This window comes from Pseudoalteromonas sp. MMG006 (genome assembly GCF_018101025.1).
Taxonomy (GTDB): domain Bacteria; phylum Pseudomonadota; class Gammaproteobacteria; order Enterobacterales; family Alteromonadaceae; genus Pseudoalteromonas.
The window spans coordinates 312,885-338,329 of the sequence record NZ_JAGJEJ010000001.1 but is presented as its reverse complement, the minus strand read 5'-3'; the positions used below and the strand labels follow the sequence as shown (position 1 = coordinate 338,329).

Sequence of the window (25,445 nt, the reverse complement as noted above, 5' to 3'; positions counted from 1 at the left end):
CAAGGAAAAGCCACAAGGCTGCCGATTATAATCTTTTTTTTAGTTTGATTCAGTAATTGCTACACTTTTTATCGTATTTAGTCTTACACCCATTAAAAAAAGCATCGCAAAGTAGCTAACTCCAGCTAATGCCACAAGGGAAATTAACAATATAACTTGCTGCGTAAATTCCCAAGAAGCCCAATAATAGTAACTACTTACATACCATGTAAAACAACCCATAACTATACTTGCAACAATACACTTTATGGTGAAGCGCAAACTCATAGAGGAAAACTGATAAACTTTTTCTTTTTTAAGCTGCCTGTAAAGTAAAAATGCATTACAACTGGCCGACATTGATGTAGCAAGGGCTAACCCTAAGTAACCTATAAAAGGCGCCAATATAATGTTAAATACCATATTTAGCACAAGAGTTATAATACCAATGCGTACGGGCGTTTTAGTATCTTGACGGGAATAAAAACCAGGCGCGAGCACTTTAATCAACATAAAGCTAACTAACCCTACAGAGTAAGCAACAACACCTAAACTTACCGCTTTTACATGATCAACACTGTCCTCTTTAAAAGCACCATGATCGAATAGCACCGTAATTATAAGTGGGCTAATTATCATTAAGCCAACCATTGCTGGTATACCTAAAAATATTACAAATCGCACCCCCCAATCGAGTGTATGCTGAAAATCGCTCAATTTTTTACTACTGTGCAATTTAGACAGTGCGGGTAAAATAACCGTCGCAATACCAATTCCAAACAGACCAAGCGGAAACTCTATTAGCCTATCTGAGTAATAAAGCCATGCTATAGAGCCTGTCATTAATAATGAGGCTATCATTGTATCTAGTAATAAATTAATTTGGCTTATCGATACGCCAAACAATGCAGGAAGCATAAGCTTACGCACTTTTTTAACATTCTCGTCTTGCCAAGCCCAACGCGGGCGCGCCAACATTTTAGCGCGATATAAAAATGGCAATTGAAACAACAATTGCACAATACCCCCCACAAATACGCCTATAGCGAGGGCGTATGCACCAACACTAAACTTATCATGTAAAAAGATAGCGCAAGTAATTATTGATATATTAAGTAAAACGGGCGTAAAAGCAGCAACTGCAAAGCGGTTATAAACGTTCATTACTGCACCACTAAGCGCAACTAAGCTCACAAAAAATAAATACGGAAAAGTTAACTTTAATAACGAACTAGCAAGTTCAAATTTTTCAGCGTTTGGGCCACTCTGCCACCAATCTATAAACCAACCTGTACCAAATAAGGCCGCAATTACCGGTGAAGCAACGACACCAAATATGGTTACTATAAGTAAAATAGTACCGAGCGTACCGGCAGCTTGCGCCACAAAAAGTTTAACTTTGTCATCACCTTGTTGCTCTTTAATTTCACTAAGAACAGGTACAAACGCCTGTGCAAAGGCTCCTTCGGCAAACAAACGTCGTAAAAAATTAGGAATACGGTTAGCAAATAAAAAAACATCAGCAGCGGCGCTTGCCCCTAATAAATTTGCAACTACTGCATCTCGTACTAGCCCTAATATGCGTGAAATCATAGTCATACAACTCACAATCATACCTGAGCGAAATAAACCTTTTGACACCTTAAACCCACTTAAAAATCCCTAATATGGGCAATTATGCCACAGTCTTTTTTATAAATCGCTTTAAAGCACTAGGCTGGGAGTCTGTGCTTTGTTACAATATCGATATTAACTGCTAAAGCGGCAAATTGATGTTCGTTATAAGGAGCAGTTTTTCTTGGATTGTTAAATTTACATTGACATTCATGATAAAAACAGGCATATTCCACGGCCTTTAATTTAAGCTTTATTTAAGATTGTTAGGAGCAAACCTTGGCTAACATCAAGTCTGCAAAAAAACGCGCTATCACTAGCGAAAAAAACCGTCAGCACAACGCAAGCCGTCGTTCAATGATGCGCACTTACTTCAAAAAAGTAATTGTTGCTATTGAAGCTGGTGATAAAGAAGCTGCACAGCAAGCTTTTTCTGTTGCTACACCTATCCTAGACCGTTACGCAACTAAGGGTCTAATTCACAAAAACAAAGCAGCTCGTCATAAGAGCCGTATTGCCGCTAAAATTAAAGCGCTATAATTTGTTTTTGTAGAATATAAAAACCGGCATTTGCCGGTTTTTTTTTGCTTTAATTTTAACTGCACTTAACTTGCTTATGCATTTTCTAAATCTGGGTAAAACTTCTTCAGCATTGCCGCTATTTTTTTAGGGGTAAATGGTTTTACAACAAACCCTTTAGCGCCCTTATCTATTGCATCCTTTACGTTATCAACACCTGAATGTGCAGATACCATCACCACATTTGTCTCTGGGCTTAATTCATTGATTTGCGAAATCAAATTTTTACCATCTCCATCTGGTAATTCAATATCTAAAAAAATCATATCGTAATTGGCAGCCTGACACTCACTAATACATTGCGATGCCGTAGATGCCTCCTTTACATTGTCTATCCCTAAGTGCATGAGCGTTTGGCTCAAAAAGCTACGCACCGTGCTAACGTCATCTACAATTAAAATTGACAGCTGCGTATTCATCTTTATTCCTCGTAGGCTATAAGCTAACTTTAAGTTATCATACTGATATATAAATTTATTCATTTAATTATAGAGACCTACGCCAAAAAGGCCAGATTTGCTTTATGTCTAAAACACCAAACAAACAATCACTACTAGGCAAAACGCCCGCAAGAAAAAAAACAGCCCAAAAAAGAAAACCTCAGCCTTCAACCCAACGCTCACAAACAAGTAACGAAAATGTACAAACTCTCAATGACGAACGCAAACACACCAAACCTAAAAAAGGGTTATTTATAACACTTGCAGTTATAGCAGTGATTATTTTAGCGTTTCCAAAACCGACCTTGCTCACCTATAAAAAATTAGGGATGGTAAGTGAAAGCATTTATTGGCCAGGTGTTTTTGGTAAAGGTGCGATGCTTATTGATTCAAACTTACACCCACAGTTTGATTCTAAGCGTAAATCCCTTTATTTATGCAGTGATTTACAAAAGCCACAAAGCTGCCAAAAGTATCAGGTGATAGCTGATAATGGAGTATTCGCGGCAATAGGCAGTTACTTTTAACATTAAAAAAACTAATCTGAAAATTTAAAATTACTTGGTTGAAAGGTGTGCAAAAGATCAACATAATGACGCTCCTTTTTTCAACAACTGAACTATTGAAACGACCATGCTAAACGAGCTAGATTGGCTTTTAAACACGACACTACTTGCACTAGGTTTAGGTGCATTCTTTATTAACCAGATAACACTGCTGCGCGTTGCCGCCATTAGTGCTTGTGGTTTGTTATTCTTATCATTTAGCTTAGATATTATGTCGTCGAGTGTTATTTCAAATATGAGTTTAGTGTTGATCAACACTTTTTACTTGTTTAAAGTTTATACATTTGGGCAGTTTAACGTAACCCAAAATTAACAACTTCTCCTTAGAATATTTGATAGCCCAGCATTGCTGGGCTTTTTTATATTAAAATTTAAAGTTTGGGGTTCACAATGAACTGAGATAAAATTTAGTACGTATTATTCTAAATTTAGGTCTTACTATGCCTTTATCTGACTTTGATTTATTTTTATCTTCTATGGAAGATGTAAAACCAATAAACCACGATACGGTTACCCCCATTTCAAATAGCTACAGTGCAACCCTAGCCCAACAAGAAAAACGTAAAGCAGCACAAATTAATCTAGCAAATGATGAAAATTACTTACAATCTGAGCATGTTGAAATATTAGAGCCACTCGCTATATTAAGCTTTAAAAAAGATGGCGTACAAAGTGCGGTTTTTAAAAACTTACGTTTGGCTAAATACCAAGTCGATGCCACGCTTGACCTACATGGGCAATTACTTAAAAACGCACGTAATACTTTATTTAGTTTTATCGTTGATTGCCACCAGCGAAATATACGTGTTGTATTAATACGCCACGGGATCGGCATAAAAAATAAGGCTAACCCAGGCATTTTAAAAAGTTATGTAAACAAGTGGCTACAAGAGTTGCCTCAAGTATTGGCTTTTCATACCGCACTTAGGCACCACGGTGGAAGCGGTGCTACTTATGTATTACTTAAAAAAAGTGAAGAAAAGAAACACGAAAACCGAGAAATACACAGTAAGCGGGGTTAATCCGCTACTGTTAACTCTTCCTTGGTTTGAGCTTTTGAAGGGATATCTTCGGCATTAGCCTGATTAAACCAAGCAGAAACGCCAAGTACTACAATAGAAATGATAACTAGGCTTAATTTAACGCCACTTTGACTCGATTTCATAACACCCTCTTTGTAATTTTTATTAGTGAGAACAGCTTTACACTAATAAAAATTACAAATGTTAACAAGCTGTTTTTTAAACTAATTAGCTATCTCTTAATAACCTTTAGTTCTATCTATTGTATTATTAAGTGAAACGCCCTGATTTAAGCATTCAATATTTTTTGCTATTTGATCTATTACGCTATTAATATCAGATAATGCTGCACAGTGCGGAGTTAGAGTAACTTTAGGATGACACCAGTATGGGTGTTCTTGTGGCAGCGGCTCTTGCTCAAATACGTCAAGCGTTGCGCCGCGCAACGTATTATTATTTAAAGCGTTTAATAAATCTTGTTCTACTACATGTCCTCCTCGAGCCACATTAATAACTACAGCATGTTCAGGTAATTTAGATAGCAAGGAGCTATTAATAATACCTTGCGTTGCCTGTGTTAGAGGAAGTAAACATACTAAGTAATCAACGTTAGGAAGCATACTGCTAAGCCCTTGCTCAGCATAAAAAATATCTACACCTATTACATTTTTACTACTTTGTGCCCACGCACTTACCTTAAAGCCATTATTAATAAGTTTTTGTGCACATGCTTTGCCTAGCTCTCCATAGCCAAGAATACCAACATGCTTATTTTTGAATGCGCGTTTTGGTTTCCACGTTTGCTGCGCTTGTTTTAAGTAATACTCTTTTAAACGAAGCTTTTGAGCTAACACATGTGTTAGCACATATTCAGCCATATCCTTTGCAAGTTGCTCATCAACAATACGAACAACGTCAACCTTATCATTTAAAAGAGTTAAGTCTATACTGTCTACACCGGCACCAAATGACGACACAGCTTTTAAATTAGGTAGCTGTTGCCACATAGCCTCAGGTGCATTCCAAGCAAGTACAAATTCAACACCTTCTACATTTTTACACGCGGGCCATTGCTCTATCAGGGTATTGGGCAAACGCTGTTGTAACTTGGTTATTAGTTTTGTGTTATCTCGTCCAGTTATAGCCACTAATACCGACATAAGTTCTCCTAGCAATACAAAGTTTATAAACTAACACTTTAAAAAGTCACACAACTGCAAAGTAATTGTCACACCCTTTTTTTAATCTTATAGGTATGGCGAATAGGCCAAATTGAAGATGAGGTTAATATGATAAGTGTTGATAAAGTAATTGCTGCAAATTTACCACAACTAGATAACTCTCCAAAGGTAAAAGGGTTAGTAAAAAAAGGCCTTGGTTATTTGCTACATGAACAAGAGTTTGTTGCTTTTGGCGATGCATATCCTCACCTACAAGGATTAGAATTTGTTGAGCAAGTGCTTGATGAGCTCAATTTTGATACTCGTTATAAACCAAAGCAAATAGAGCATATACCAACAGAAGGTAAGTTAGTCATTGTTGCTAACCACCCTATTGGCTCATTAGACGCATTAGCGCTCATTAAAGTGCTCTCAGGTGTTAGGCAAGATTTAAAAGTAGTAGCTAACCGTATGCTTATGTCGGTAACGCCGATGCACTCGCTTTTACTGCCTGTAGATAACTTATCTGGAATGAGTAAAAAACAAGAGCTAAACAATATACAAAATCATTTAAAAAGCGAAGGAGCCCTGCTCATCTTTCCTGCTGGTGAAGTATCTCGTTTAGGGCCAACTGGTATAAAGGACTGCAAATGGAATAGTGGCTTTTTACGCATGGCAAAAAAAGCTAACTGCCCTATTCTACCTATTTATATTAAAGCTAAGAACAGTCCTCTGTTTTATGGCACTTCGATGATTTATAAGCCTTTGGCAAGCTTACTATTAGTAAAAGAAATGTTTAAACAACGTCAAAAATCATTGGAGTTTGAAATAGGTGCCTCAATCCCTCCAGAGTCATATTTAATAGAGAACTTAAAAGACAAAGAGGTTGTAAACCTAATTCGCAAACAGTTATATCGTCTTACCACTAAAAAAACATTACCACTTAAAACACAAACTCCCATTGCAGTGCCTGAGTGCAGAAAAGAGCTTAAAAAAGCCATAGAACAATGTGAGTTACTGGGTAAAACCCTAGATGGTATGCATATCTACCTATACCAATATACAGGTAGTTCACCCATATTTAGAGAGCTTGGCCGCCTTAGAGAAATTGCCTTTAGAGCCGTGGGCGAAGGAAGTGGTAAACGCCGCGACATAGATAAATACGATATGGACTATCAACATTTGGTACTTTGGGATCCCACTCAATTAGAGCTTGTAGGTGCTTATAGGCTTGCATGTGCAAAAGATATTATAGATAAGCATGGCAGAGAAGGTTTATACACCGACAGCTTATTTAGCTATACCGATGCTATGAAACCTTATTTAGAACAAGGCATAGAGTTAGGGAGAAGCTTTGTACAACCTAAATATTGGGGGCGAAAAAGCTTAGATTATCTGTGGTATGGGATTGGTGCTTTTGTTAAAAACTATCCGCAATACCGTTACTTATTTGGCGCTGTAAGCGTTCCAAATACGTTACCAGATCAAGCAAAAGCCATGTTAGTTCATTATTACCAGCACTATTATAAAACTGATGAAGCGCTTGCAAGCCCTAATAATGAATTTAAACCTAGCGAGCAAGAGCTCACACAATGTAATACTGTTTTTAGTGGTAACGACGTAAAAGAAGACTTTGTAGAGCTTAAACACGTTCTTGCAAATATGAGCGTGCAAGTACCTACTTTATTCAAACAATATACTGAGCTTTGTAAGCCTGGCGGGGTAAAGTTTTTAAGCTTTAGCATCGATCCCGATTTTAATAATTGTATCGATGGACTAGTACTCGTGGATATGCAAAACGTGAAAGATAACAAAGCAAAGCGTTACCTAGGTTAATAAGCATTAGCATAACTACCAGCATGTACTCGCTGTTAGTTTTCGTTTATAAAAATGCGCGATAATAGATTAGTGTAAATACCCTCAATCTTAATTAAATCATTAATTGAAACATGCTCGTTAACTTGGTGAATCGTTTTATTTAGTACACCACACTCTATTACTTGGGTGTGGTTATTTGCAAAAAAACGCCCATCTGATGTGCCACCGCTGGTACTTAAAAGAGGGTAACTACCTGTTTGCTCATAAATGGCCTCCTCTACTTGCGCTATTAAGCACCCGTTATTATTAGCGCTGGTGTAGTACGGCTCGCATGGACGCTCCCATATGATAGATATTTTTTCTAAAAACTCATTTAATGTATTTAGTAATAATGCTTTAACAGCCATACTGTTATAACAGTGACTATAGCGTACATTAAATGTAATTTCGCACTCACTAGGTACTAAATTATCAACCACGTTATTTATATTTATACCTGTTACTTGCAGTGTTGTTTTAGAACTTGCTTCATCTAGAAACCAAACTTGCTCACTTAACAAATTTACTATTTTTGCGCCCAAATGCGCGGCATTAAGTGTATTTTGAGGATACGCGACATGCCCAGCCTTACCTCTTACGGTTATACGCGCAGAGAGCGCGCCACGGCGTCCGTTTTTAATTGTATCGCCAACTTGTATTGAGCTTGTAGGCTCTCCTACAATACAACCATCTAATACAATGCCTTGCTTAGTTAACCTATTTGCTATTTCTAAAGAGCCAAACTCAGCTTCACCTTCTTCATCAGACGTAATAAGCCAATAAAGTGTGCCTACTTTTGTAGATGTATTAGCAATTAAATTTTTTGTAGCGCTTAGCATCGCCGCTACACCGCCCTTCATGTCAGCAGCACCTCTGCCAAAAATAGCACCATTTACTATTTTACCTTCAAAAGGAGGGCTTAACCACGCGCCACCTGTTGCTGGTACAACATCAATATGGCCAGAGAAAGCAATGTTCGGACCTTCTTTAAATTTAATACTCGCTATTAAGTTTGTTACGCCATTTATAGTAAATTTTTCATAATTAAAGCCCAGCTCTGTTAATTGCTTAATTAGCCAATCTATTGCACCCGCTTGCTCAGGTGTTACTGATTTAAAGCGAATGAGCGTCTGTAGGTACTCTACAACATCGACTTTACTATCTGTGTGTTTTATTTGTGATTCGAGCGCCGCTAAAAACATATTAAATATACTATGTAGCCTAAGAAGCTTTTATTACAACGTGGTTTTATGACTCCCCTATGTCAGCCCTAATACATTCTTGTGACGATGAGCAAAATAAAATGTCAATATTTGCGATTAACGAATAACGCTAAAATTAATCTAAATCAATAAAGTGCTTCACAAGGTTCAAACATTTTTGAAACTTTGATCTAGAACAGGTTTTTAAATTTTTTATTCGTCAATAATAGCGGCAATTAAAAAGTCGTTCTCGGAGAACAGCATGAAAACTCAAATTAGCATTGCATTACTTACTTCTTTACTCGCACTCTCTCCAGCTGCACACGCTAACTTTAGCGTAAATGTTGGCGCTATTAACGTTAACCCTGACAACAGCAGCTCAGCAATTAACGAAGCGCCAACGTTGGGCCTTAAAGGCGATTCAGATACACAACTAGGTATTACTATCGATTACGCATTTAACGACAAATGGGTGCTAGAACTTATAGCAGCTACACCATTTTCTCACGATGTAAATGGCGCTGGTGGCTTGGCTGGTAATAAAATTGCGGATATAAAACAATTACCACCTTCACTTGTCGCTCAATACCACTTTTTAGATACGAGTTATGCGCTAAGACCTTTTGTAGGTGTGGGTATAAACTACACTGTATTTTTTGACGAACAGCCATCTCAAGCTCTTAAAACAACCCTGGGCACAGATGATGTAGAAGTAAAATTAGATGATTCTTTTGGTTTTGTAGCTCAAGTAGGCGCTAACTATAAAATTGATAAAAACTGGGGCTTGCACGCCATGGTATCGCTTATGGATATTGATACTGATGCAAGGGTATACGCTAATGGTGCAAAAGCACTTACCTCAACGGTAGAGCTAGACCCTGTAGTGGCAATGTTTGGTGTGAGATATAGTTTTTAAAAAGTAGTATATATGTGTGTTAAAAAGGCGCTATGCGCCTTTTTGTTTGTGGAGTGAAAAAAGTAATTCAGCTTCAGCTCTTGGTAATTCGCATTCGCGTATCACTTCATCTAAATCAGCACCGAGCTCAACCATTTTCACAGCACGGGAGTAGATTTTAGCATCGGGATCATCGTACTTTTGAGCCGCTTGTTGCTGCATTAAATCTTGGTTTTGTTGTTCAACTTGAAGTACTCGCTTACCAATACTCAGCAATCCGGTTCTTAACTCGGACACTTCACTTCTTAAAATATGAGTTTGCTCAGAGGATTCTTTAAGTTGCTGCGAAATAGAATCGATTTCTGCAGTGTGTTTATTTTTTAATGCAATAATTAACGCCAGCGATATAAGACCTACCGCTAGCGCCGATATAGCTATACTTAGTAACAGCATAATATATTTGGTAAAGCTTATATATCGCTTAACTCATCCCATTCATCATCACTAAGTAGTTTATTTAGATCAACTAATATAAGTAATTCATTATCGCGATTACAAACACCTTGAATAAACTTAGCACTTTCTTCAGTACCTACATTAGGTGCACTGTCTATTTCAGAACTTCGCAAATAAACAACTTCAGATACGCTATCGGCTAAAATTCCAATGACTTGCTCTTCTGCTTCAATAATCAGAATTCGAGAATTATCAGTAGTATCGGCTGCTGGTAAGCCAAAACGAGAGCGAGTATCAATAACTGTTACCACGTTCCCACGCAGGTTAATAATACCAATAACATATGAAGGTGCACCCGGTACCGGAGCTATTTCTGTGTAACGAAGTATCTCTTGTACTTGCATTACATTTACGCCATAGGTTTCTTCCTCGAGCTTAAACGTAACCCACTGTAAAATTTCATCATTATTATCTGCATTTTTGTTTGCTGACAGTAATTTATCTTGATTCATGCTATTACCCCGTAATGGTCATTACTACTGACGGCTGTCTAAGCCTTTCTCTAATAATATATTTAAGTTGTCTACATCAATTAAAGCACACATTTTCTCTTTTATAACACCCGCAAGCCATGGACGCTTACTTTGGTCTGTACGCCATTTTACATCTTCTTTACTCAATGTAATGTTATTTATCAATTTTTCAGCTAATAAACCCCACTGACTATCACCTAGTGTAATTAAATATTGATAATCTAATGACGCTTCTAATTTTTCATCGTACTTCTCTGGCATTACCCATCGAGCAGTATCAACAACGTTGAGTTTCTCCTCTCGGTTAAGCATGACACCTTTAAACCACTTTGGTTTGCCAAACAAATGATTTACTTCACCTAATTGATGAATACCGCCTAATGCCTTTAATGGCACAGCAAGTGTGAGCCCTGCCACTTCAAAAAATAACGCCTGAAACTCACCTTCAAAATAATCAGCCTTACCATCAATTGAAAGCTGCGGCTCAGTACTTTCAAGTACGGTAGTGGTTGCTTCTACATTTTTGTTACTAACAACCTCACTAACATTTTCGGTATCAGATATTGGCTTCACATCTGATGCGAGTAAATCTTGATCGAATACTTTTTCTGCTGCTTTTAATTGCTCTTTAGGTTTTAAATGAATTTGCTCAGGCTCTGTGCCATCTGGGAGCTGCTCGAGTAACTTTGCTACTGGCTCAAGATTATCTACAGGCTCATCTTCACAAAGCAAAGCCCCTAGGTATTGTTTCATCACTTTTTCATTAGCAAATAATTGCTTACTCATTCATTAACCTTGTTCAATTAAATACTCCAATAGAGCCTTATATGCAAACACACCACGCGAGCGAGGGCAAAATTCTATTGGCACTTTTTGCGCTAAGCTTGCATCTCTAAATTTAGTATCCACCGGAATAACACCCGGCCATACTTTATTAGTGTATGTATTTTGTAATGTTTTATAGGCCTCTAGTGATGCTTTAGTACGCTTATCATACATAGTAGGGATTATAGTATATTGATAATCTTTCGCCTGAGAGGTTTGCATTAATTCCATTGTACGCATCATTCTATCAAGCCCTTTAAGCGCTAGAAACTCAGTTTGTACCGGGACTAAAATACGCTCACTTGCAGCTAATGCGTTAACCATCAACACTCCTAAAACAGGAGGGCAATCTAAAATGGCATAATCGTAATGTTCACTGATTTTTGCAAGCGCTTTTTTTAATATTAACCCCATTCCCGTTTTGTTACCCATACTTCTATCAAGCGTAGCTATCGCCATTGTTGCAGGTAAAATATCTAGATTTTCGAGAGTTGATGGGCATAATGCTTGAAGTATTTCTTCGCTTTGCATGCTCGTACCACGTGCAAAAATATCGTACACGCTGACTTCTAAGTCTTCAGAATCTATACCAAAATAATATGTGAGCGATGCATGAGGATCCGTATCTATAAGCAGCACACGTTTACCCTGTAAAGCTAAAATACCAGCAAGACTAACAGCAGTGGTTGTTTTTCCAACCCCACCCTTTTGATTTGCGACAGTCCAAATCTTCACATTGTGTCCTAATTATCATTCATTGCGTGTAGTTATGCGAATACCACCATGAGGCAGTCGAATTATTTTTATAGTATCGTCGTCAGAAGATAACTCGACTTCTGACTCTATCGCTACAGGCTCACTTTCTTTCCCACCTTTTTTAACTTCTTTTTCAGGCGGTAGGCCATACTTAGAAAGTGCAATTACAACTTTACGGTTTTCAGCCCGCCCTTCGGCGGTACTGTTATCTGCAAACGGAGAGTATTGACCATATCCCTCTATAGCCATTCTCGCAGAGTTAATTCCAAGCGCCTCAAGTTCCATTAAAATAGAAGTGGCCCTGGCAACTGACAGCTCCCAGTTTGAGCGGAAAATTTCATTACGAATAGTTTCATCGTCAGTATAACCGCGCACTCGTACATAATTATCTACAGGAGCAATAATATCTTTAACTATTTTAACTACTTGTTTTGCTCTTGAGTGCGCAACTGAGCTTCCACTTGAAAAAAGCATTCCAGAGCTAAGCTCTATAATTAACCAATCCTGATTTAGCTCTAGGCTAGCCTCGCCATTACGGATTTCATCAATTAGTGCTGACTGCAATTTAGTTAAAAGATTATCAAGGGGTTTCCCCAAGTACTTTTGCTGGATATTACTTGTATCGCTTTGCCCATCAAGAAGTTCAGGGCCTTGTTCTTGCTTTTGAATACTTTCACCATAGAGAACTTCCAGCTCAGGTGTCACTCTATCGGTCAAGATTCCATTGCCGTTAACACCTTCACCGTGCTGCGAAAATTGGCGTGCCGATTTATCAAAAACATGTCCAAGTGAGTCAGATAAAACCTGAAAACTTTCTTCTTTATTAATGGCAATAGCGTATAGCACTACAAAAAAAGCAAACATTATGGTCATGTAATCAGCATATGACACGAGCCAACGCTCTGTGTGTTGGTCTTTAGCAGCTGAATAGCGAAGACGCCTACGTAGCATAATTACGCATCCACTAAATTAGGACGCTCAACACGATAAGCTTCAAGCCTTAATTCTATATTCATAGGACTTTCGCCAACGCTTATAGCAATCACACCTTCAGCAAGCATTTCATGATATAGCATCTTTTGCTCAACTCGCTGCTTAAGCTTATTTGCCATTGGTAAAAACAGTAAATTAGCGAGTCCAACTCCATAAATTGTCGCTATAAAAGCAGTAGCGACACCTGCGCCCAACATTTGTGGATCAGTAATAAAAGACATTGCCTGTATTAAGCCAAGCACAGCGCCTAAAATGCCAATGGTAGGACTGTAACCCCCCATGGCATCATAAACACGAGCTGCTTCTAATAAGCGATCACGTTCAAGCAGTAAATCAATTTCGAGAGTGTCGCGCAGCTTTTTCTCTGAACAGCCATCAATTAGTAAGCTTAAACCTTTTGCAGCATAAGCGTCTGAGTGTGTTAGTGCTTCGTTTTCAAGCACTAAATAACCTTCTTGTCGAGCTTTATAAGACCAGCGCTTAACTTGCTCTATCGCTTCATCGATATCATAGTGAGGAGCAACAAAAACCCAGCTAGTCATATTCAGCATTTTTTTTAATGTACTGCCTGAGGTTTGTAACATAACCGCACCAATAGTACCGCCTAATACAATAATTAATGCAGGCCCATTAAAAAGAGCAGATACAACACCGCCCTCTAAAGAATACCCAAAAGCTATTGCACCAAGCGCGACAACTAACCCGAGTATTGAGAGCTTATCCACACCCAATCTCTCTTTTGATTCTCATAGCAACGTCATCAAGCGCTAAGTTTTCACTTGCAAGCCCTGCGTTTGCGATCGCTTGTGGCATACCATAAACTACGCAACTTTTTTCATCTTGAGCCCAAATTGTGGCGCCGGTTTGCTTCAACATTCTTGCACCATCACGCCCATCTGCGCCCATGCCGGTTAAAACAATAGCCAGCACATCACCTTGATAAGCCTTTGCTGCACTAGCAAAAGTAACATCAACACTAGGTTTGTAACTTATGCGTTCGCTGTTATCTTCAAATACACGCAATGTTCTATTTGAGCCGCGCCCTTCAACCATCATTTGTTGCCCACCAGGCGCTAAATATGCCGTCCCAGGTTGTAATCGGTCACCTTGTTGAGCTTCTTTTACTTTAATTTGGCACAATCCATTAAGGCGTGCAGCAAATGCTGGCGTGAAAGCTGCAGGCATATGTTGAATAAGTAAAATTGGGTGAGGGAAATTAGCAGGTAACTGAGTTAAAATGGTTTGTAGAGCTACAGGGCCACCTGTAGATGTACCTATCGCGACAAGTTGATATTGCTTACCACTTGCTCGTATTGATGCACTACTTGAAGAATTTTTTATAGGAGCTGTACGCTGAAAGCTTCTATCAGGCTGCTTGACAGTACTTGCCCCAGAAAGGCTAGAGCTTACAGGCGCTGACCTTTCTACTGGCTTACTTGAAGGTGCTGGCTTAAACGCTCTTGGTGCGCGCCTTCTGCCTATTTCTTTTACTTTTGTTTGTAGTAATTTAATAGCATCTTCGTTATTACGCGCAATATCTTCGAATTTTTTTGGTAAGAAATCCATAGCGCCAGCATCTAGTGCATCTAGAGTCGCCGTTGCGCCATCTCGCGTTAACGAAGAAAACATTAATATTGGCGTTGGATTACTCGCCATTATCTCTTTCACTGCACTAATGCCATCAAGCACTGGCATTTCTACATCCATAGTAATCATATCAGGGCGTAGCTGCGCTGTTTTATCTACAGCTTCTCTGCCATTTACAGCAAAACCTATAACGTGTATGTCGCTATCTTGCTCAAGTATTTCGCTTACTCTGCGGCGAAAAAAGCTTGAATCATCAACAACTAAAACTTTAACGGCCATTTAGCTCTCTTATTAGGTTTATATGCAGGTATGTACTACATACCTGCATTATTGTTAGCCTGCGTAATGTTTTAACATGCTTGGTACATCAAGTATAAGTGCAATACCACCATCTGATGTAATTGTAGCGCCAGCCATGCCTGGCGTACCTTGAAGTAAGGCATCAAGCGGCTTAATTACCACTTCCTCTTGGCCTATTAATGAATCTACAACGAAACCAACTTGCTGCGTGCCAATTTGAACAATAACAACATGTCCTTGCGCTTTTCGCAGAGAACGATCAGCACCTTTAACAAGCCAATGCTCTAGATAAAATAACGGAATCGCTTTTTTACGTACAATTATTGTTAATTGACCATCGACAACATTTGTTTTAGTTAAATCTAAATGGAATATCTCACTCACCCCAGCCAGTGGTAAGGCAAATGTTTGTGCCCCAACAATAACCATTAAGGTAGGTAAAATAGCTAAGGTTAGAGGAACTTTTATTTCTAAAATAGTACCTACACCTAACTCAGACTGTATGCTAACCGAACCATTCAATTGAGTGATTTTAGTTTTTACTACATCCATCCCTACACCACGGCCAGAAATATCTGAAATTTCTTCTTTAGTAGAAAAGCCTGGAGCAAAAATTAGGTTGTAAGCTTCGGTGTCAGAAAGTCGACTCGCTTGGTCATGATCGAGAACACCTTTACTAATCGCAATTTTCTTGAGTTTTTCAGCATCCATACCAGCACCATCATCTTTAATGGTTAACAAAATATGATCGCCTTCTTGCGATGCTGATAAAGTAACATTACCTGTACGCGGTTTACCCGCAGCTTCACGATCAGCAGGCATTTCAATACCATGATCAACTGAATTACGCACCAAATGCACAAGAGGGTCGGCAAGCGCTTCAACTAAGTTTTTATCTAAATCAGTTTCTTCGCCAACAAGTTGTAGGTTTATATCTTTATTTAAACTTCGTGCCAAATCACGAACAACACGAGGGAAGCGACCAAATACCTTTTTGATGGGCTGCATTCTTGTTTGCATAACTGCACCTTGAATATCAGCAGTTACCACATCAAGATTAGAAATTGCTTTACCCATGGCTTCGCTATCAGAATTAGTTGCAAGACTCACTAAGCGGTTTCGAACAAGCACTAACTCACCCACCATGTTCATAATTTGATCAAGGCGTTTTGTGTCTACACGAACAGTTGTCTCAGCTGGCGGTGGTGCTGCCTTTTTAGGAGCCGCAGGTGCAGCTTTGGCGACAGGTTTTTCTGGCACTTTTTCAACTGGTTTTGGTGTAGAGGCTTTAGCTGGTTCAGCTTTTTTAACAGGCTCTGATTTTTTTGCAGCTGGCGGTGAAACAGGCTCAGGCTGTTTTGCAGCTGGTACGCTTTCTGCTGATTTAGGAGCAGTCCCTTTACCGTGAAGCTCATCAAGAAGCGCTTCGAACTCATCATCACTAATTTCATCATCTGAGGATGAATTAGCATCGCTTTGAGGCGCTTTAGCTTCTACTTTAGGCGGTTGTTCAGATTTACTTTTTTCAGGCTCTGAACTTGCTCCCGCACCAAAGCTGCCAACACCGTGTAATTCATCTAATAAACTATCAAATTCATCATCTGTTATATCACCGCTAATATCAGCATCGCTTGGTGTTGACTCCTCCGCTACAGGAACTTGTCCTTTACCATGTAATTCATCAAGTAGGTTTTCAAATTCGTCTTCGGTAATTTCATCTATCTGTGAATCAGCTGCACTAGGGGCACCACTAAACATTTCGTCAAAAGCAAATGGGTCTTCTTCATCTACAGCATTAGATTCTGGAGATTCACCTTGAGGAGGCTCAGGTTCAGGCTGAGATGCTTCACCAGCTAATTCAGCCTCTGTTGGTGGTAAACCAAGTATGTGAAGTGTTTCGAGTAATTGAGGGTCTGCTGGTTCAGGTTTGTCTCTATTTTGAATCGTTGCAAACATTTCATTAATGGTATCAAGTGCTTGTAATATAACATCCATCAACTCGGAGTTAACAGTTCGCACTCCCTGACGCAGTAAATCAAATACATTTTCTGCACCATGACACGCATCAACGAGCTCTGTCATTGCTAAAAAGCCTGCACCACCTTTTACGGTATGAAAACCTCTAAATATAGCATTTAGTAGCTCGGTGTCTTCTGGGTTATTTTCCAGCTCAACTAACTGTTCAGATAAAAGCTCTAGGATTTCTCCAGCCTCTACCAAAAAGTCTTGTAAAATATCTTCATCGACTTCAAAGCTCATGCAGTTACTCTCCTCTTAGAAGCCCAAACTTGATAAAAGATCATCGACTTCATCTTGATCAGATACAACATCATTACGCGAATCTTTATCAATAATTGGGCCTTCCGGACCTGCTAAAGTTTGTGCGGTAACTGGTTCTTCTGTTTTTTGTTCTATTGTTTCAGCCGGGCTGTCATCTTGCGCTGCAAAAGCAGTTAAAAGATGCAGTAAGCTCTCTTCTACTTCTCTAACTAATTCAATAACTCGACGAATTACTTGCCCAGTTAGATCTTGATAGTCTTGAGCCATTAATACGTTGGTCATTAAGCTCTGTAACTCATCGGTTTTATGATGAGAGTTATTCATAAACTTATCGATGCTATGGCATAGCGTCTTAAATTCGCCCAACTCTATTTCGCGACTCATTAAGCGATCCCAAGTCGGTTTGATATGAGATATTTCGTCTGCTAATTGCTGAGCAATAGGCAAGCTTGCCTCAACAGCATCCATCGTTTTATTCGCGGCATTTTCTGTCATTTCCATAACATAATTTAGCCGCTTTTTAGCATCAGGGATAGCATCAGTAGTTAAGTCAGTTAAACGAGTATCAAGCTCAAAGCTTTTAAGCGCTTCGTGCAATTGACGGGTTAACTTTCCAACTTCAGCAAATAATTCAGATTGCTCTTGTGAAGCAGTTTCTAAGATCAGCTGATTGGCTTTCTCTTGCTCACCGTTTTCTAAAAAAACAACGAGTTGCCGAGCTTGTTCTAAAGTTATTTGAGGCGCAGCAGGTGCTGGCATAAACCTCTCCCCTATCGTTAACCTAAACGTTCAAATACTTTTTCTAATTTTGTTTTTAGTGTTCCAGCCGTAAAAGGCTTCACTATATAACCATTAACGCCTGCTTGAGCTGCAGCAATTATTTGTTCTTTTTTCGCTTCAGCTGTCACCATTAGTACAGGGATATGTTTTAACTTATCATCCGCACGAATCGCTCTTAATAGGTCAATACCTTGCATACCAGGCATATTCCAATCTGTAACTACGAAATCAAAGACTTGATTTTGTAGCATAGGCAAAGCCGTAGAGCCGTCATCAGCCTCTTGAACGTTAGTGAAGCCTAAATCACGTAACAGATTTTTTATAATACGTCTCATCGTTGAGAAATCATCAACAACAAGAATTTTCATGTTTTTATCCAAAACATCCTCCAGTGAGGTTTTAACCTTAGTTTACTTACTACTAATTTATCCAGTCATTGATTTTAGCTTTAAGCTTAATCATGGCCTGACCATGTATTTGACTTACACGCGATTCACTTACATCGAGTATATGCCCTATTTCTTTTAAATTCATTTCATCGTTATAGTACAAAGAAAGCACCATTGCATCACGCTCTGGTAAAGACTTTATAGCACTTAATAAAGATGCATTAAACCGTTCATTTTTAACATTATTAAAAGGTTTGTCTAGCGATAAATCTTGCCCTGTAGGAGCAATTACATCTTCGTCAACACCAAGGTCTTCAATACCTAAAACTTTACTTGCGTTAACATCGTTTAAAATATGATGGTACTCATTTAACGAAATTTCAAGTTTTTCAGCAACTTCTATATCTGTTGGTTCACGGTTTAAGCTGTTTTCAAGTTCTGTGATAGCCTCAGCTACTTGCCTGCTTTTACGGTGTACTGAGCGAGGAGCCCAATCCCCTCTGCGCATTTCATCGAGCATAGCTCCGCGTATTCGTATTCCTGCGAAGGTTTCAAAACTAGCTCCTTTGGCTGCATCAAAGTTTTTTGAAGCTTCAATTAAACCTATCATTCCTGATTGAATTAAGTCATCAAGTTGAACACTTGGTGGTAATCGAGCAATTAGATGACATGCCACTTTTTTTACAAGCGATGCATGCTTTTCAACAATCACATTTAAGTTTTGTGTTGTTTGATATCCCATAGCTCTATTCACCAATGTTGTCATAATTAGCCGTTTACTAGTTTTTCAATGAAAAACTCTAAGTGCCCAGATGGTTGGTTTGGTATTGGCCATTTTACTGCTTTTGTTGCCAACGTTTTAAATGCAAGGGCTGCTGGCGAATTCGGGAAAAGCTCTACAATTACTTTTTGACGACGCGTCGATTTACGCATATTTTCATCATATGGAACAGTTGCAACCAATTCCATTGATATATCTAAAAAACGATCTGTAACTTTAGATAATTTTGCAAATAACTCCTGGCCTTCTCGCATACTGCGGACCATATTTGCAACAATTTTAAATTTATAAACACCATGCTCACGGCTTAAAACTTTAATTAATGCGTATGCGTCCGTTATTGATGTTGGTTCATCACAAACTACAACCATGACATCTTGGGCCGCACGAGAAAAGCTTAGTACCATGTCAGAGATACCGGCGGCAGTATCTACAATTAAAATATCAAACTCAGTGTTAAGTTCACTGAAAGCACGTATTAAGCCAGCATGTTCTGATGGTGATAGTTCAACCATGCTTTGCGAGCCCGACGTAGCGGGTACAATTTTTATGCCAGCTGGCCCTTCAACTAAAATCTCATCCAGCTCACATTCACCAGATAAAACATGTGACAAATTACGCTCAACGCGCAAACCAAGCATCACATCACAATTTGCTAAGCCTAAATCTGCATCAAGTACTAAGACTCGATTACCTTGCTGCCCTAATGCAATAGCAGTATTCAGAGAAACATTTGTCTTCCCTACTCCACCTTTGCCACCAGTTACAGCGATAACTTTTACGCCGTTGTTATTGTTTTGACTCATTTTGCGCAGGCCGCTTGCTTGATCTAATACTGTGTTAATCATACATCCCTACTGTGCTCGACGCCACTGCTTGGTGCCTTGAATGTTGTGCTTTTATTCTTTTTAAATACAATTGCTCAGCCTTTTTAACTAGTTTCTCAGCATTTGCAACTCGAATATCTTCTGGTACTCGTTGTCCGTTAGTAAGATACCCTATTGGGAGGCGATTTTGAATCGCAATACTAATAATTTCCCCCAAACTTAAAGACTCGTCTAACTTAGTGAAAATACAACCACTTAACTGTACTTTTTTAAAGTGACGTACAGTTTCTTGAAGTACATTAATTTGTGCTGTTGCACTTAATACTAAGTAACTACGAATATCAACGCGTTGATTACGCATTAATGTATTTAACTGCTCAGTTAAACGCAAGTCTCGCTGGCTCATACCTGCTGTATCAATTAATACTAGACGTTTATTACGTAAATGATATAAAACTTCAGCCAATTCATTCGCATCTTTTACTTGTTTAACTCCACAACCAATGATTCGTCCGTATGTGGCAAGCTGCTCATAAGCACCAATTCTGTAAGTATCAGTTGTAATTAGTGCTACTTTATCAGCACCATATTTTTGAGCACCTAAAGCTGCAAGTTTAGCTACAGTTGTTGTTTTGCCAACACCTGTTGGGCCAACTAATGCATAAACACCACCTTGGCGAAGTATTTCGTTGTTCGTTGTTTGCATTTGGTCTTCGACCATAGTTAATAATGCTTTCCAACCTTGTTGACGAGATACATCGTCAGGCACAAAACACGCCATTTGCTGAGCAACTTCTTTATCTATCCCCATACCGACTAAACGGTCAACCATACATGCGCGTGTAGGATCGCGACGCGCCATATCTTGTTGCATTAGACCCGATACTTGGTGCTCAAGTAATTGACGAATTGCATTCATTTCTTCGCGCATATTTGTCATTTCTTCGCTTTCATTTTTTTTAGTTTGTGGGCGAGAATTTACAGGCGCTTCTAAATCATCAAAATCACGGTCTAAATCGTCAAACCCTAAGCTATCGGCTTGGGTATGCGGACGCGACGAAGCTACATCATCACGTGCAAACATATTTTCAGTAGGACGCGCTTTGGCTACAGGCTCTTGGTAGTTGTCGGTAGTATCAATACCCGATTGTGAAAACATTGAAGCAAGCTCTGGAGAGCGAGGTCGTGGAGACTGACGCTCTAGTAACGCTTGTAAACTATCTGCAACTTTTGCTTGCGGTTCTGGTTTAGCACGCTGTGGCTCTGGCTTTACAAAATTATGCATACTTTGATGTGGAGCTTGAGCACGCGTATTTTGCTCTGTTTGAGGCTGCGAAGCTACTTTAGGGGCTGCTTTGTCATAATCAACCGCTGCTACAATTTCTACACCGTTAGCAAGCTTCTTGTTTGACATAATAACCGCATCAACACCTAACTCTTCTTTAACTTCTTTAAGTGCTGTGCGCATATCTTTAGCAAAAAAACGTTTAATCTTCATGGTTTAACCCCTGTTAAAATCTTATTGTTGGCCTACCGAGCTTACAATCTTGATCTGTCTTTCATCTGGTACCTCTTGATAAGACATTACCTTTAAACCAGGTATTGTGTACTTAACAAAACGAGATAACACAGTGCGTAACATTCCTGACGTTAGCAATATCGAAGGTTCACCAGCCATTTCTTGATTTTGATGCGCTTCGGTTAATGACACTTGAAGTCGCTCTGCAAGTCCTGGTTCTATACCGGCACCTTCGTCGCCTGCATTTTGTAATGACTGATGCAACATCTGTTCCAACTCAGGCGCCAAGGTTATGACAGGGATTTCTGATGACATACCCACTGCGTCTTGAACAATTAATCTACGCAGAGAAATGCGCACCGCAGCAGTTAAAACATCAGGGTCTTGGCTTCGCGGGCCATATTCAACAAGGGTTTGTACAATTGAGCGCATATCGCGAATAGCAACACCTTCGTTTAATAAATTTTGCAGTACTTTTACAATTACAGTTAATGGCAATACATCTGGCACTAGCCCTTCAACTAAGCGAGGGTGACTTTTAGCAAGCATATCAAGTAGGTTTTGAACCTCTTCGTGTCCTAGTAATAATGCAGCGCTATTTGTAAGTAACTGGCTTATATGCGTCGCAACAACGGTGGCAGAATCAACAACAGTGTAACCAAGAGATTGAGCTTCATCTTTTTGATCGGGCTTAATCCAAACAGCATCAAGTCCAAATGCAGGATCTTTTGTGTCAACACCTTTAATTGGCCCAAATACTTGACCAGGATTTATAGCAAGTTCGTCACCATGCTTAAGTTCACTCTCTCCAGTAGATACACCCATCAACGTGATTCTGTAAGCATTTGGATCTAGCTCTAAATTATCGCGAATATGTACAGGTGGCACTAAAAACCCAAGCTCTTGAGAAAGCTTTTTACGCACGCCTTTAATACGATTTAGTAGCTCGCCACCTTGTGATTGATCAACTAATGGTATTAATCTGTAACCTACTTCTAGGCCTATGACGTCAATTTGTTGAACGTCATCCCAACCAAGCTCTTTTTGCTCTTGCTTATTAGCAACGCCTGTTGCTGGATTATTTCCATTAGCAGCGGCTTCAGCCTCTAAAGCGGCTGCTTTTAATTTACTTTGTTGGGTGTAATACGCTACATAACCTAATAAACCACCTAGGCTCAAAAAGGCTAAGTGAGGCATACCAGGTACAAGCCCCATTACAATTAAAATACCTGATGCAATAAATAATGACTTTTCGTTACCAAGTTGCTTCTTAAATTGATCGCCCATATTAAGCGATTCATTTTGACGCGTTACAACAATTGCGGTACCAATTGAAAGAAGTAAAGAAGGAAGTTGGGCAACTAGGCCATCACCAATAGTCAGTAATGTATACACTTCCATTGCATTGCCAAAACTCATATTGTGTTGGATCATACCTACAAATAAGCCACCCACTATATTGATAACTAATATAACAATACCTGCAATTGCATCGCCTTTAACAAATTTACTAGCACCATCCATAGAACCGTAAAAATCAGCTTCGCGAGTAACTTCTTCACGACGATCTCGCGCTTGCTCTGCACTAATAAAACCAGCATTTAAGTCTGCATCTATAGCCATTTGCTTACCTGGCATGGCATCAAGAGTAAAACGTGCTGACACTTCAGATATTCGACCTGCGCCTTTAGTTATTACTACAAAGTTAATAATAATCAGAATTAAAAAAACCACTAAACCAACGGCGTAATTACCGCCAATAACCACCGAGCCAAAAGCCTCAATTACTTTACCTGCAGAGTCGCCACCGTTATGTCCTTCAAGTAATACTACACGGGTACTGGCAACGTTTAGGGCGAGTCGCATTATGGTTGCAATAAGGAGAACGGCCGGAAACATACCAAACTCAACGGGCTTCATTGTATAAACGGTCACAAGCAGCACAACTAAAGCAAGTGCTATATTGAACGAAAAGAGTATATCGAGAAGAAAAGGTGGGAGCGGTAAAATAACCATACCAAGCGCAGCTAACACCAACAATGGTGTTCCTACGCCTTTGGCGTACTCTTTTTTATCTTTATTAAGTTGTTGTAATACAGCTTTAAAATCCATAAATCTACAATTTCAAAAAATTGACACTACGCTGAAATTGCAATAACTATTCCAAGTTATAATCTTAACGACTAATACTTGTAAGCATCTGGAATTGGGAGTTTTTTATTAAGTGGAACAGGACGTTTTCCACGCCCTTTATTAAAACGTTTAAGCTGAAATACATACGCCAAAACTTGCGCAACAGCGGTAAATAATTGATCGGGTATTTGATCGCCAACCTCAGCGGTATGATAAAGCGCACGGGTTAGCATTGGCGACTCCACGATGGGAACTTCGTTACCTATTGCAACTTTACGAATTTGCATTGCCATTTCATCTGCGCCTTTGGCAAGCACAATAGGCGCGCCTGCACGCTCGGTATCGTATTTTAACGCTACAGAATAATGCGTAGGGTTAGTAACAATAACATCGGCATCTGGGACATCTTGCATCATTCTATTTTGCGACATTTGCCTTTGCGTTTGCCTAATACGCGCTTTAATTTGTGGATCACCTTCAGAGTTTTTATACTCGTCTTTAACCTCTTGCATGGTCATTTTAAGTTGTTTGTTATGGTTATAACTTTGAAATGGCGCATCTATCGCGGCAATCACAATTAAAGTGCATGAAAGGCCTAAAAACATCCACCCTAAAATTTCTAGCGCGTGGATTATATTACTGGGCGCACTTTCTAAACTTAAATGAAGTATTTCATCAAAATAAGTATTAATTAAAAAAACAGCAATAGTAGCCACTAAGCCAAACTTTAATAACGACTTAACAAGTTCTACACCGGCTTGAGGGCCAAACATACGTTTAAAGCCTTTCATTGGCGACATTTTACTAGCCTTAGGTGTAGCAGCTTCCCAGCTAAAGTTAAAGCCACCTAGTAAGGTATTACCAATAAATGCAGCAAGCACGATAATTAATACAAACATTGCCATTGGGAACATTAAGGCATCGGCTACTTCACCCCACACCGCAAACATTTTTGTCGTATCAAACGCTTCATTTCGGTTTAAGCTTAGGGTTCGTCCCATTACGTTGTATAAACCTTTACCAATTTCAGGCCCATACATTAATAAAGAAATAGCTGAAAATATAAGCACAAACATTGTCCCTAACTCTTTTGAGCGGGCTATTTGACCTTTCTTTTTAGACTCATCCAATTTTTTGGATGTGGGTTCTTCTGTTTTTTCTTGCCCGGAATCTTCTGCCATTATTTTCTCCTAGGGCGAACAGCCAACTAAAGTACACATTAGCTCAACCATTTTAAGCCATTGAAACTCAAATTGAGTCACAAAATTGCCTAGCGTAGCCCAAATAATAATAAGCCCAGCCACCAAGGTGAACGGAAAACCAATAGAGAAAATATTTAATTGAGGGGCTGCACGCGTCATAATACCAAAGGACATATTAATAACGAGCATTGCGGTTAATGGCGCAAGAGACAGCACTAAAGCAGTTGTAAACATCCACCCGCCCCACGTTACTATGTCCCAATAATGATCAACAGACCACCAATTACCATCAATTGGCAACACCTGAAAACTATGCACCACCATTTGAATCATCATTAAATGGCCATTAAAAACAAAAAATAAGAGAGTGGCTAAAATCAGAAAGAACTGACCAACTGCCGGTACGCTTGCACCATTTGAGGGGTCGATAACAGAGGCAAAACCTAAACCGGTTTGCATTGCGAGTATTTGGCCCGCTAAAACAAACGTATTTAATAAAAGGGTTGATGCAAAGCCAATAGCAACGCCTATCAACATTTGCTGAATAACCACTAAAATCATTTCAAATGAGAATAAGTTAGTAAATGTAGCGGGCGGTAATACGGGTACCACTAAAAACGTAACAACAACCGCTAAGCCCATTTTAATTCGAGTAGGTACATTTTTAGCACCTAAGCCCGCCATTATCATGATCATCGAGCTTATGCGCACTAACGGCAATAAAAAGTCGCTTAACCACTGAATAATAACGGCAAATGGATATTCCACAG

27 protein-coding genes are annotated in these 25,445 nt (G+C 39.2%); 6 read left to right on the top strand and 21 right to left on the bottom strand.

Annotated elements, in window-relative coordinates; genetic code table 11:
* Positions 1-39: 39 nt before the first annotated feature.
* Positions 40-1,620, bottom strand: coding sequence for a murein biosynthesis integral membrane protein MurJ (murJ, locus tag J8L73_RS01570; protein ID WP_348771945.1), 1,581 nt, complete (start codon positions 1,618-1,620; stop codon positions 40-42).
* Positions 1,621-1,872: 252 nt separating this feature from the next.
* Here murJ and rpsT point away from each other — a divergent pair, with 252 nt between their 5' ends.
* Entirely contained in the window at positions 1,873-2,133 is a 261-nt protein-coding gene (gene rpsT, locus J8L73_RS01565) for a 30S ribosomal protein S20 (RefSeq protein WP_002958225.1), read from the top strand.
* Positions 2,134-2,207: 74 nt separating this feature from the next.
* Here the strand turns inward: rpsT and J8L73_RS01560 are convergent, their stop codons facing one another.
* The gene (locus J8L73_RS01560) at positions 2,208-2,591 is read right to left on the bottom strand and encodes a response regulator (RefSeq protein ID WP_211014388.1); all 384 of its coding nucleotides are present in this window, start codon (positions 2,589-2,591) and stop codon (positions 2,208-2,210) included.
* A gap of 104 nt (positions 2,592-2,695) precedes the next feature.
* Here J8L73_RS01560 and J8L73_RS01555 point away from each other — a divergent pair, with 104 nt between their 5' ends.
* The 3 genes from J8L73_RS01555 (at position 2,696) to smrA (ending at position 4,200) form a co-directional block, all read left to right on the top strand.
* Positions 2,696-3,139, top strand: coding sequence for a hypothetical protein (locus J8L73_RS01555; protein ID WP_211014386.1), 444 nt, complete (start codon positions 2,696-2,698; stop codon positions 3,137-3,139).
* A gap of 106 nt (positions 3,140-3,245) precedes the next feature.
* Positions 3,246-3,491 (top strand): hypothetical protein, encoded by a 246-nt coding sequence (locus tag J8L73_RS01550; RefSeq protein WP_210999207.1) that lies wholly within the window; start codon positions 3,246-3,248, stop codon positions 3,489-3,491.
* A 127-nt stretch (positions 3,492-3,618) separates the two neighbouring features.
* The gene (gene smrA, locus J8L73_RS01545) at positions 3,619-4,200 is read left to right on the top strand and encodes a DNA endonuclease SmrA (RefSeq protein WP_211014384.1); all 582 of its coding nucleotides are present in this window, start codon (positions 3,619-3,621) and stop codon (positions 4,198-4,200) included.
* Here the strand turns inward: smrA and J8L73_RS01540 are convergent.
* Positions 4,197-4,343, bottom strand: coding sequence for a hypothetical protein (locus J8L73_RS01540; protein WP_211014382.1), 147 nt, complete (start codon positions 4,341-4,343; stop codon positions 4,197-4,199). The genes smrA and J8L73_RS01540 overlap by 4 nt on opposite strands.
* A 96-nt stretch (positions 4,344-4,439) precedes the next feature.
* Positions 4,440-5,360 carry a glyoxylate/hydroxypyruvate reductase A gene (locus J8L73_RS01535; protein ID WP_211014380.1) on the bottom strand — a complete coding sequence of 307 codons (921 nt, stop codon included), beginning with the start codon at positions 5,358-5,360 and terminating at the stop codon, positions 4,440-4,442.
* A gap of 129 nt (positions 5,361-5,489) precedes the next feature.
* On the opposite strand from J8L73_RS01535, the gene J8L73_RS01530 reads away from it, so the two are divergent.
* The gene (locus tag J8L73_RS01530; RefSeq protein WP_211014378.1) at positions 5,490-7,196 is read left to right on the top strand and encodes a lysophospholipid acyltransferase family protein; all 1,707 of its coding nucleotides are present in this window, start codon (positions 5,490-5,492) and stop codon (positions 7,194-7,196) included.
* A gap of 35 nt (positions 7,197-7,231) precedes the next feature.
* On the opposite strand, the gene dapE is transcribed toward J8L73_RS01530, so the two are convergent.
* A complete protein-coding gene (dapE, locus tag J8L73_RS01525; RefSeq protein WP_211014376.1) occupies positions 7,232-8,419 on the bottom strand; it encodes a succinyl-diaminopimelate desuccinylase in 1,188 nt (395 codons plus the stop codon).
* Positions 8,420-8,681: 262 nt separating this feature from the next.
* Between dapE and J8L73_RS01520 the strand changes: the two genes are divergently transcribed.
* Positions 8,682-9,335 (top strand): OmpW family outer membrane protein, encoded by a 654-nt coding sequence (locus J8L73_RS01520; protein ID WP_211014374.1) that lies wholly within the window; start codon positions 8,682-8,684, stop codon positions 9,333-9,335.
* Positions 9,336-9,365: 30 nt separating this feature from the next.
* Here the strand turns inward: J8L73_RS01520 and J8L73_RS01515 are convergent, their stop codons facing one another.
* The 16 genes from J8L73_RS01515 to fliR form a co-directional block, all read right to left on the bottom strand.
* Positions 9,366-9,767 (bottom strand): DUF2802 domain-containing protein, encoded by a 402-nt coding sequence (locus J8L73_RS01515; protein WP_211014372.1) that lies wholly within the window; start codon positions 9,765-9,767, stop codon positions 9,366-9,368.
* A gap of 17 nt (positions 9,768-9,784) precedes the next feature.
* Positions 9,785-10,282 (bottom strand): chemotaxis protein CheW, encoded by a 498-nt coding sequence (locus tag J8L73_RS01510; RefSeq protein ID WP_058548535.1) that lies wholly within the window; start codon positions 10,280-10,282, stop codon positions 9,785-9,787.
* A 24-nt stretch (positions 10,283-10,306) separates the two neighbouring features.
* Positions 10,307-11,089 (bottom strand): chemotaxis protein CheW, encoded by a 783-nt coding sequence (locus J8L73_RS01505; protein WP_211014370.1) that lies wholly within the window; start codon positions 11,087-11,089, stop codon positions 10,307-10,309.
* Positions 11,090-11,092: 3 nt separating this feature from the next.
* Entirely contained in the window at positions 11,093-11,863 is a 771-nt protein-coding gene (locus tag J8L73_RS01500) for a ParA family protein (protein ID WP_211014368.1), read from the bottom strand.
* A gap of 15 nt (positions 11,864-11,878) precedes the next feature.
* Entirely contained in the window at positions 11,879-12,835 is a 957-nt protein-coding gene (locus J8L73_RS01495; RefSeq protein ID WP_211014366.1) for a flagellar motor protein MotB, read from the bottom strand.
* A gap of 2 nt (positions 12,836-12,837) precedes the next feature.
* A complete protein-coding gene (locus J8L73_RS01490) occupies positions 12,838-13,602 on the bottom strand; it encodes a flagellar motor protein (protein ID WP_211014365.1) in 765 nt (254 codons plus the stop codon).
* On the bottom strand, positions 13,595-14,743 hold the full coding sequence (locus tag J8L73_RS01485; RefSeq protein WP_210999195.1) for a chemotaxis response regulator protein-glutamate methylesterase: 1,149 nt from the start codon (positions 14,741-14,743) through the stop codon (positions 13,595-13,597). The genes J8L73_RS01490 and J8L73_RS01485 overlap by 8 nt, the downstream gene beginning before the upstream one ends.
* 54 nt (positions 14,744-14,797) lie before the next feature.
* Positions 14,798-17,023 carry a chemotaxis protein CheA gene (locus J8L73_RS01480; protein WP_211014363.1) on the bottom strand — a complete coding sequence of 742 codons (2,226 nt, stop codon included), beginning with the start codon at positions 17,021-17,023 and terminating at the stop codon, positions 14,798-14,800.
* A 15-nt stretch (positions 17,024-17,038) separates the two neighbouring features.
* Complete coding sequence (locus J8L73_RS01475; protein WP_210999193.1) at positions 17,039-17,803, bottom strand: protein phosphatase CheZ; 765 nt, start codon at positions 17,801-17,803, stop codon at positions 17,039-17,041.
* A 17-nt stretch (positions 17,804-17,820) separates the two neighbouring features.
* Positions 17,821-18,204 (bottom strand): chemotaxis response regulator CheY, encoded by a 384-nt coding sequence (gene cheY, locus J8L73_RS01470; protein ID WP_008132609.1) that lies wholly within the window; start codon positions 18,202-18,204, stop codon positions 17,821-17,823.
* 40 nt (positions 18,205-18,244) lie between these two features.
* Positions 18,245-18,955 (bottom strand): RNA polymerase sigma factor FliA, encoded by a 711-nt coding sequence (locus J8L73_RS01465; protein ID WP_211014600.1) that lies wholly within the window; start codon positions 18,953-18,955, stop codon positions 18,245-18,247.
* A gap of 26 nt (positions 18,956-18,981) precedes the next feature.
* Positions 18,982-19,842, bottom strand: coding sequence for a MinD/ParA family protein (locus J8L73_RS01460; protein WP_104643107.1), 861 nt, complete (start codon positions 19,840-19,842; stop codon positions 18,982-18,984).
* Positions 19,835-21,319 carry a flagellar biosynthesis protein FlhF gene (gene flhF, locus J8L73_RS01455; protein ID WP_211014361.1) on the bottom strand — a complete coding sequence of 495 codons (1,485 nt, stop codon included), beginning with the start codon at positions 21,317-21,319 and terminating at the stop codon, positions 19,835-19,837. Before flhF ends, J8L73_RS01460 begins: the two co-directional genes overlap by 8 nt.
* A 21-nt stretch (positions 21,320-21,340) precedes the next feature.
* A complete protein-coding gene (flhA, locus tag J8L73_RS01450) occupies positions 21,341-23,452 on the bottom strand; it encodes a flagellar biosynthesis protein FlhA (RefSeq protein ID WP_210999191.1) in 2,112 nt (703 codons plus the stop codon).
* 71 nt (positions 23,453-23,523) lie between these two features.
* Complete coding sequence (flhB, locus tag J8L73_RS01445) at positions 23,524-24,654, bottom strand: flagellar biosynthesis protein FlhB (RefSeq protein ID WP_210999190.1); 1,131 nt, start codon at positions 24,652-24,654, stop codon at positions 23,524-23,526.
* 9 nt (positions 24,655-24,663) lie between these two features.
* Positions 24,664-25,443 (bottom strand): flagellar biosynthetic protein FliR, encoded by a 780-nt coding sequence (fliR, locus tag J8L73_RS01440; RefSeq protein WP_058548545.1) that lies wholly within the window; start codon positions 25,441-25,443, stop codon positions 24,664-24,666.
* Between the last annotated feature and the right edge of the window lie 2 nt (positions 25,444-25,445).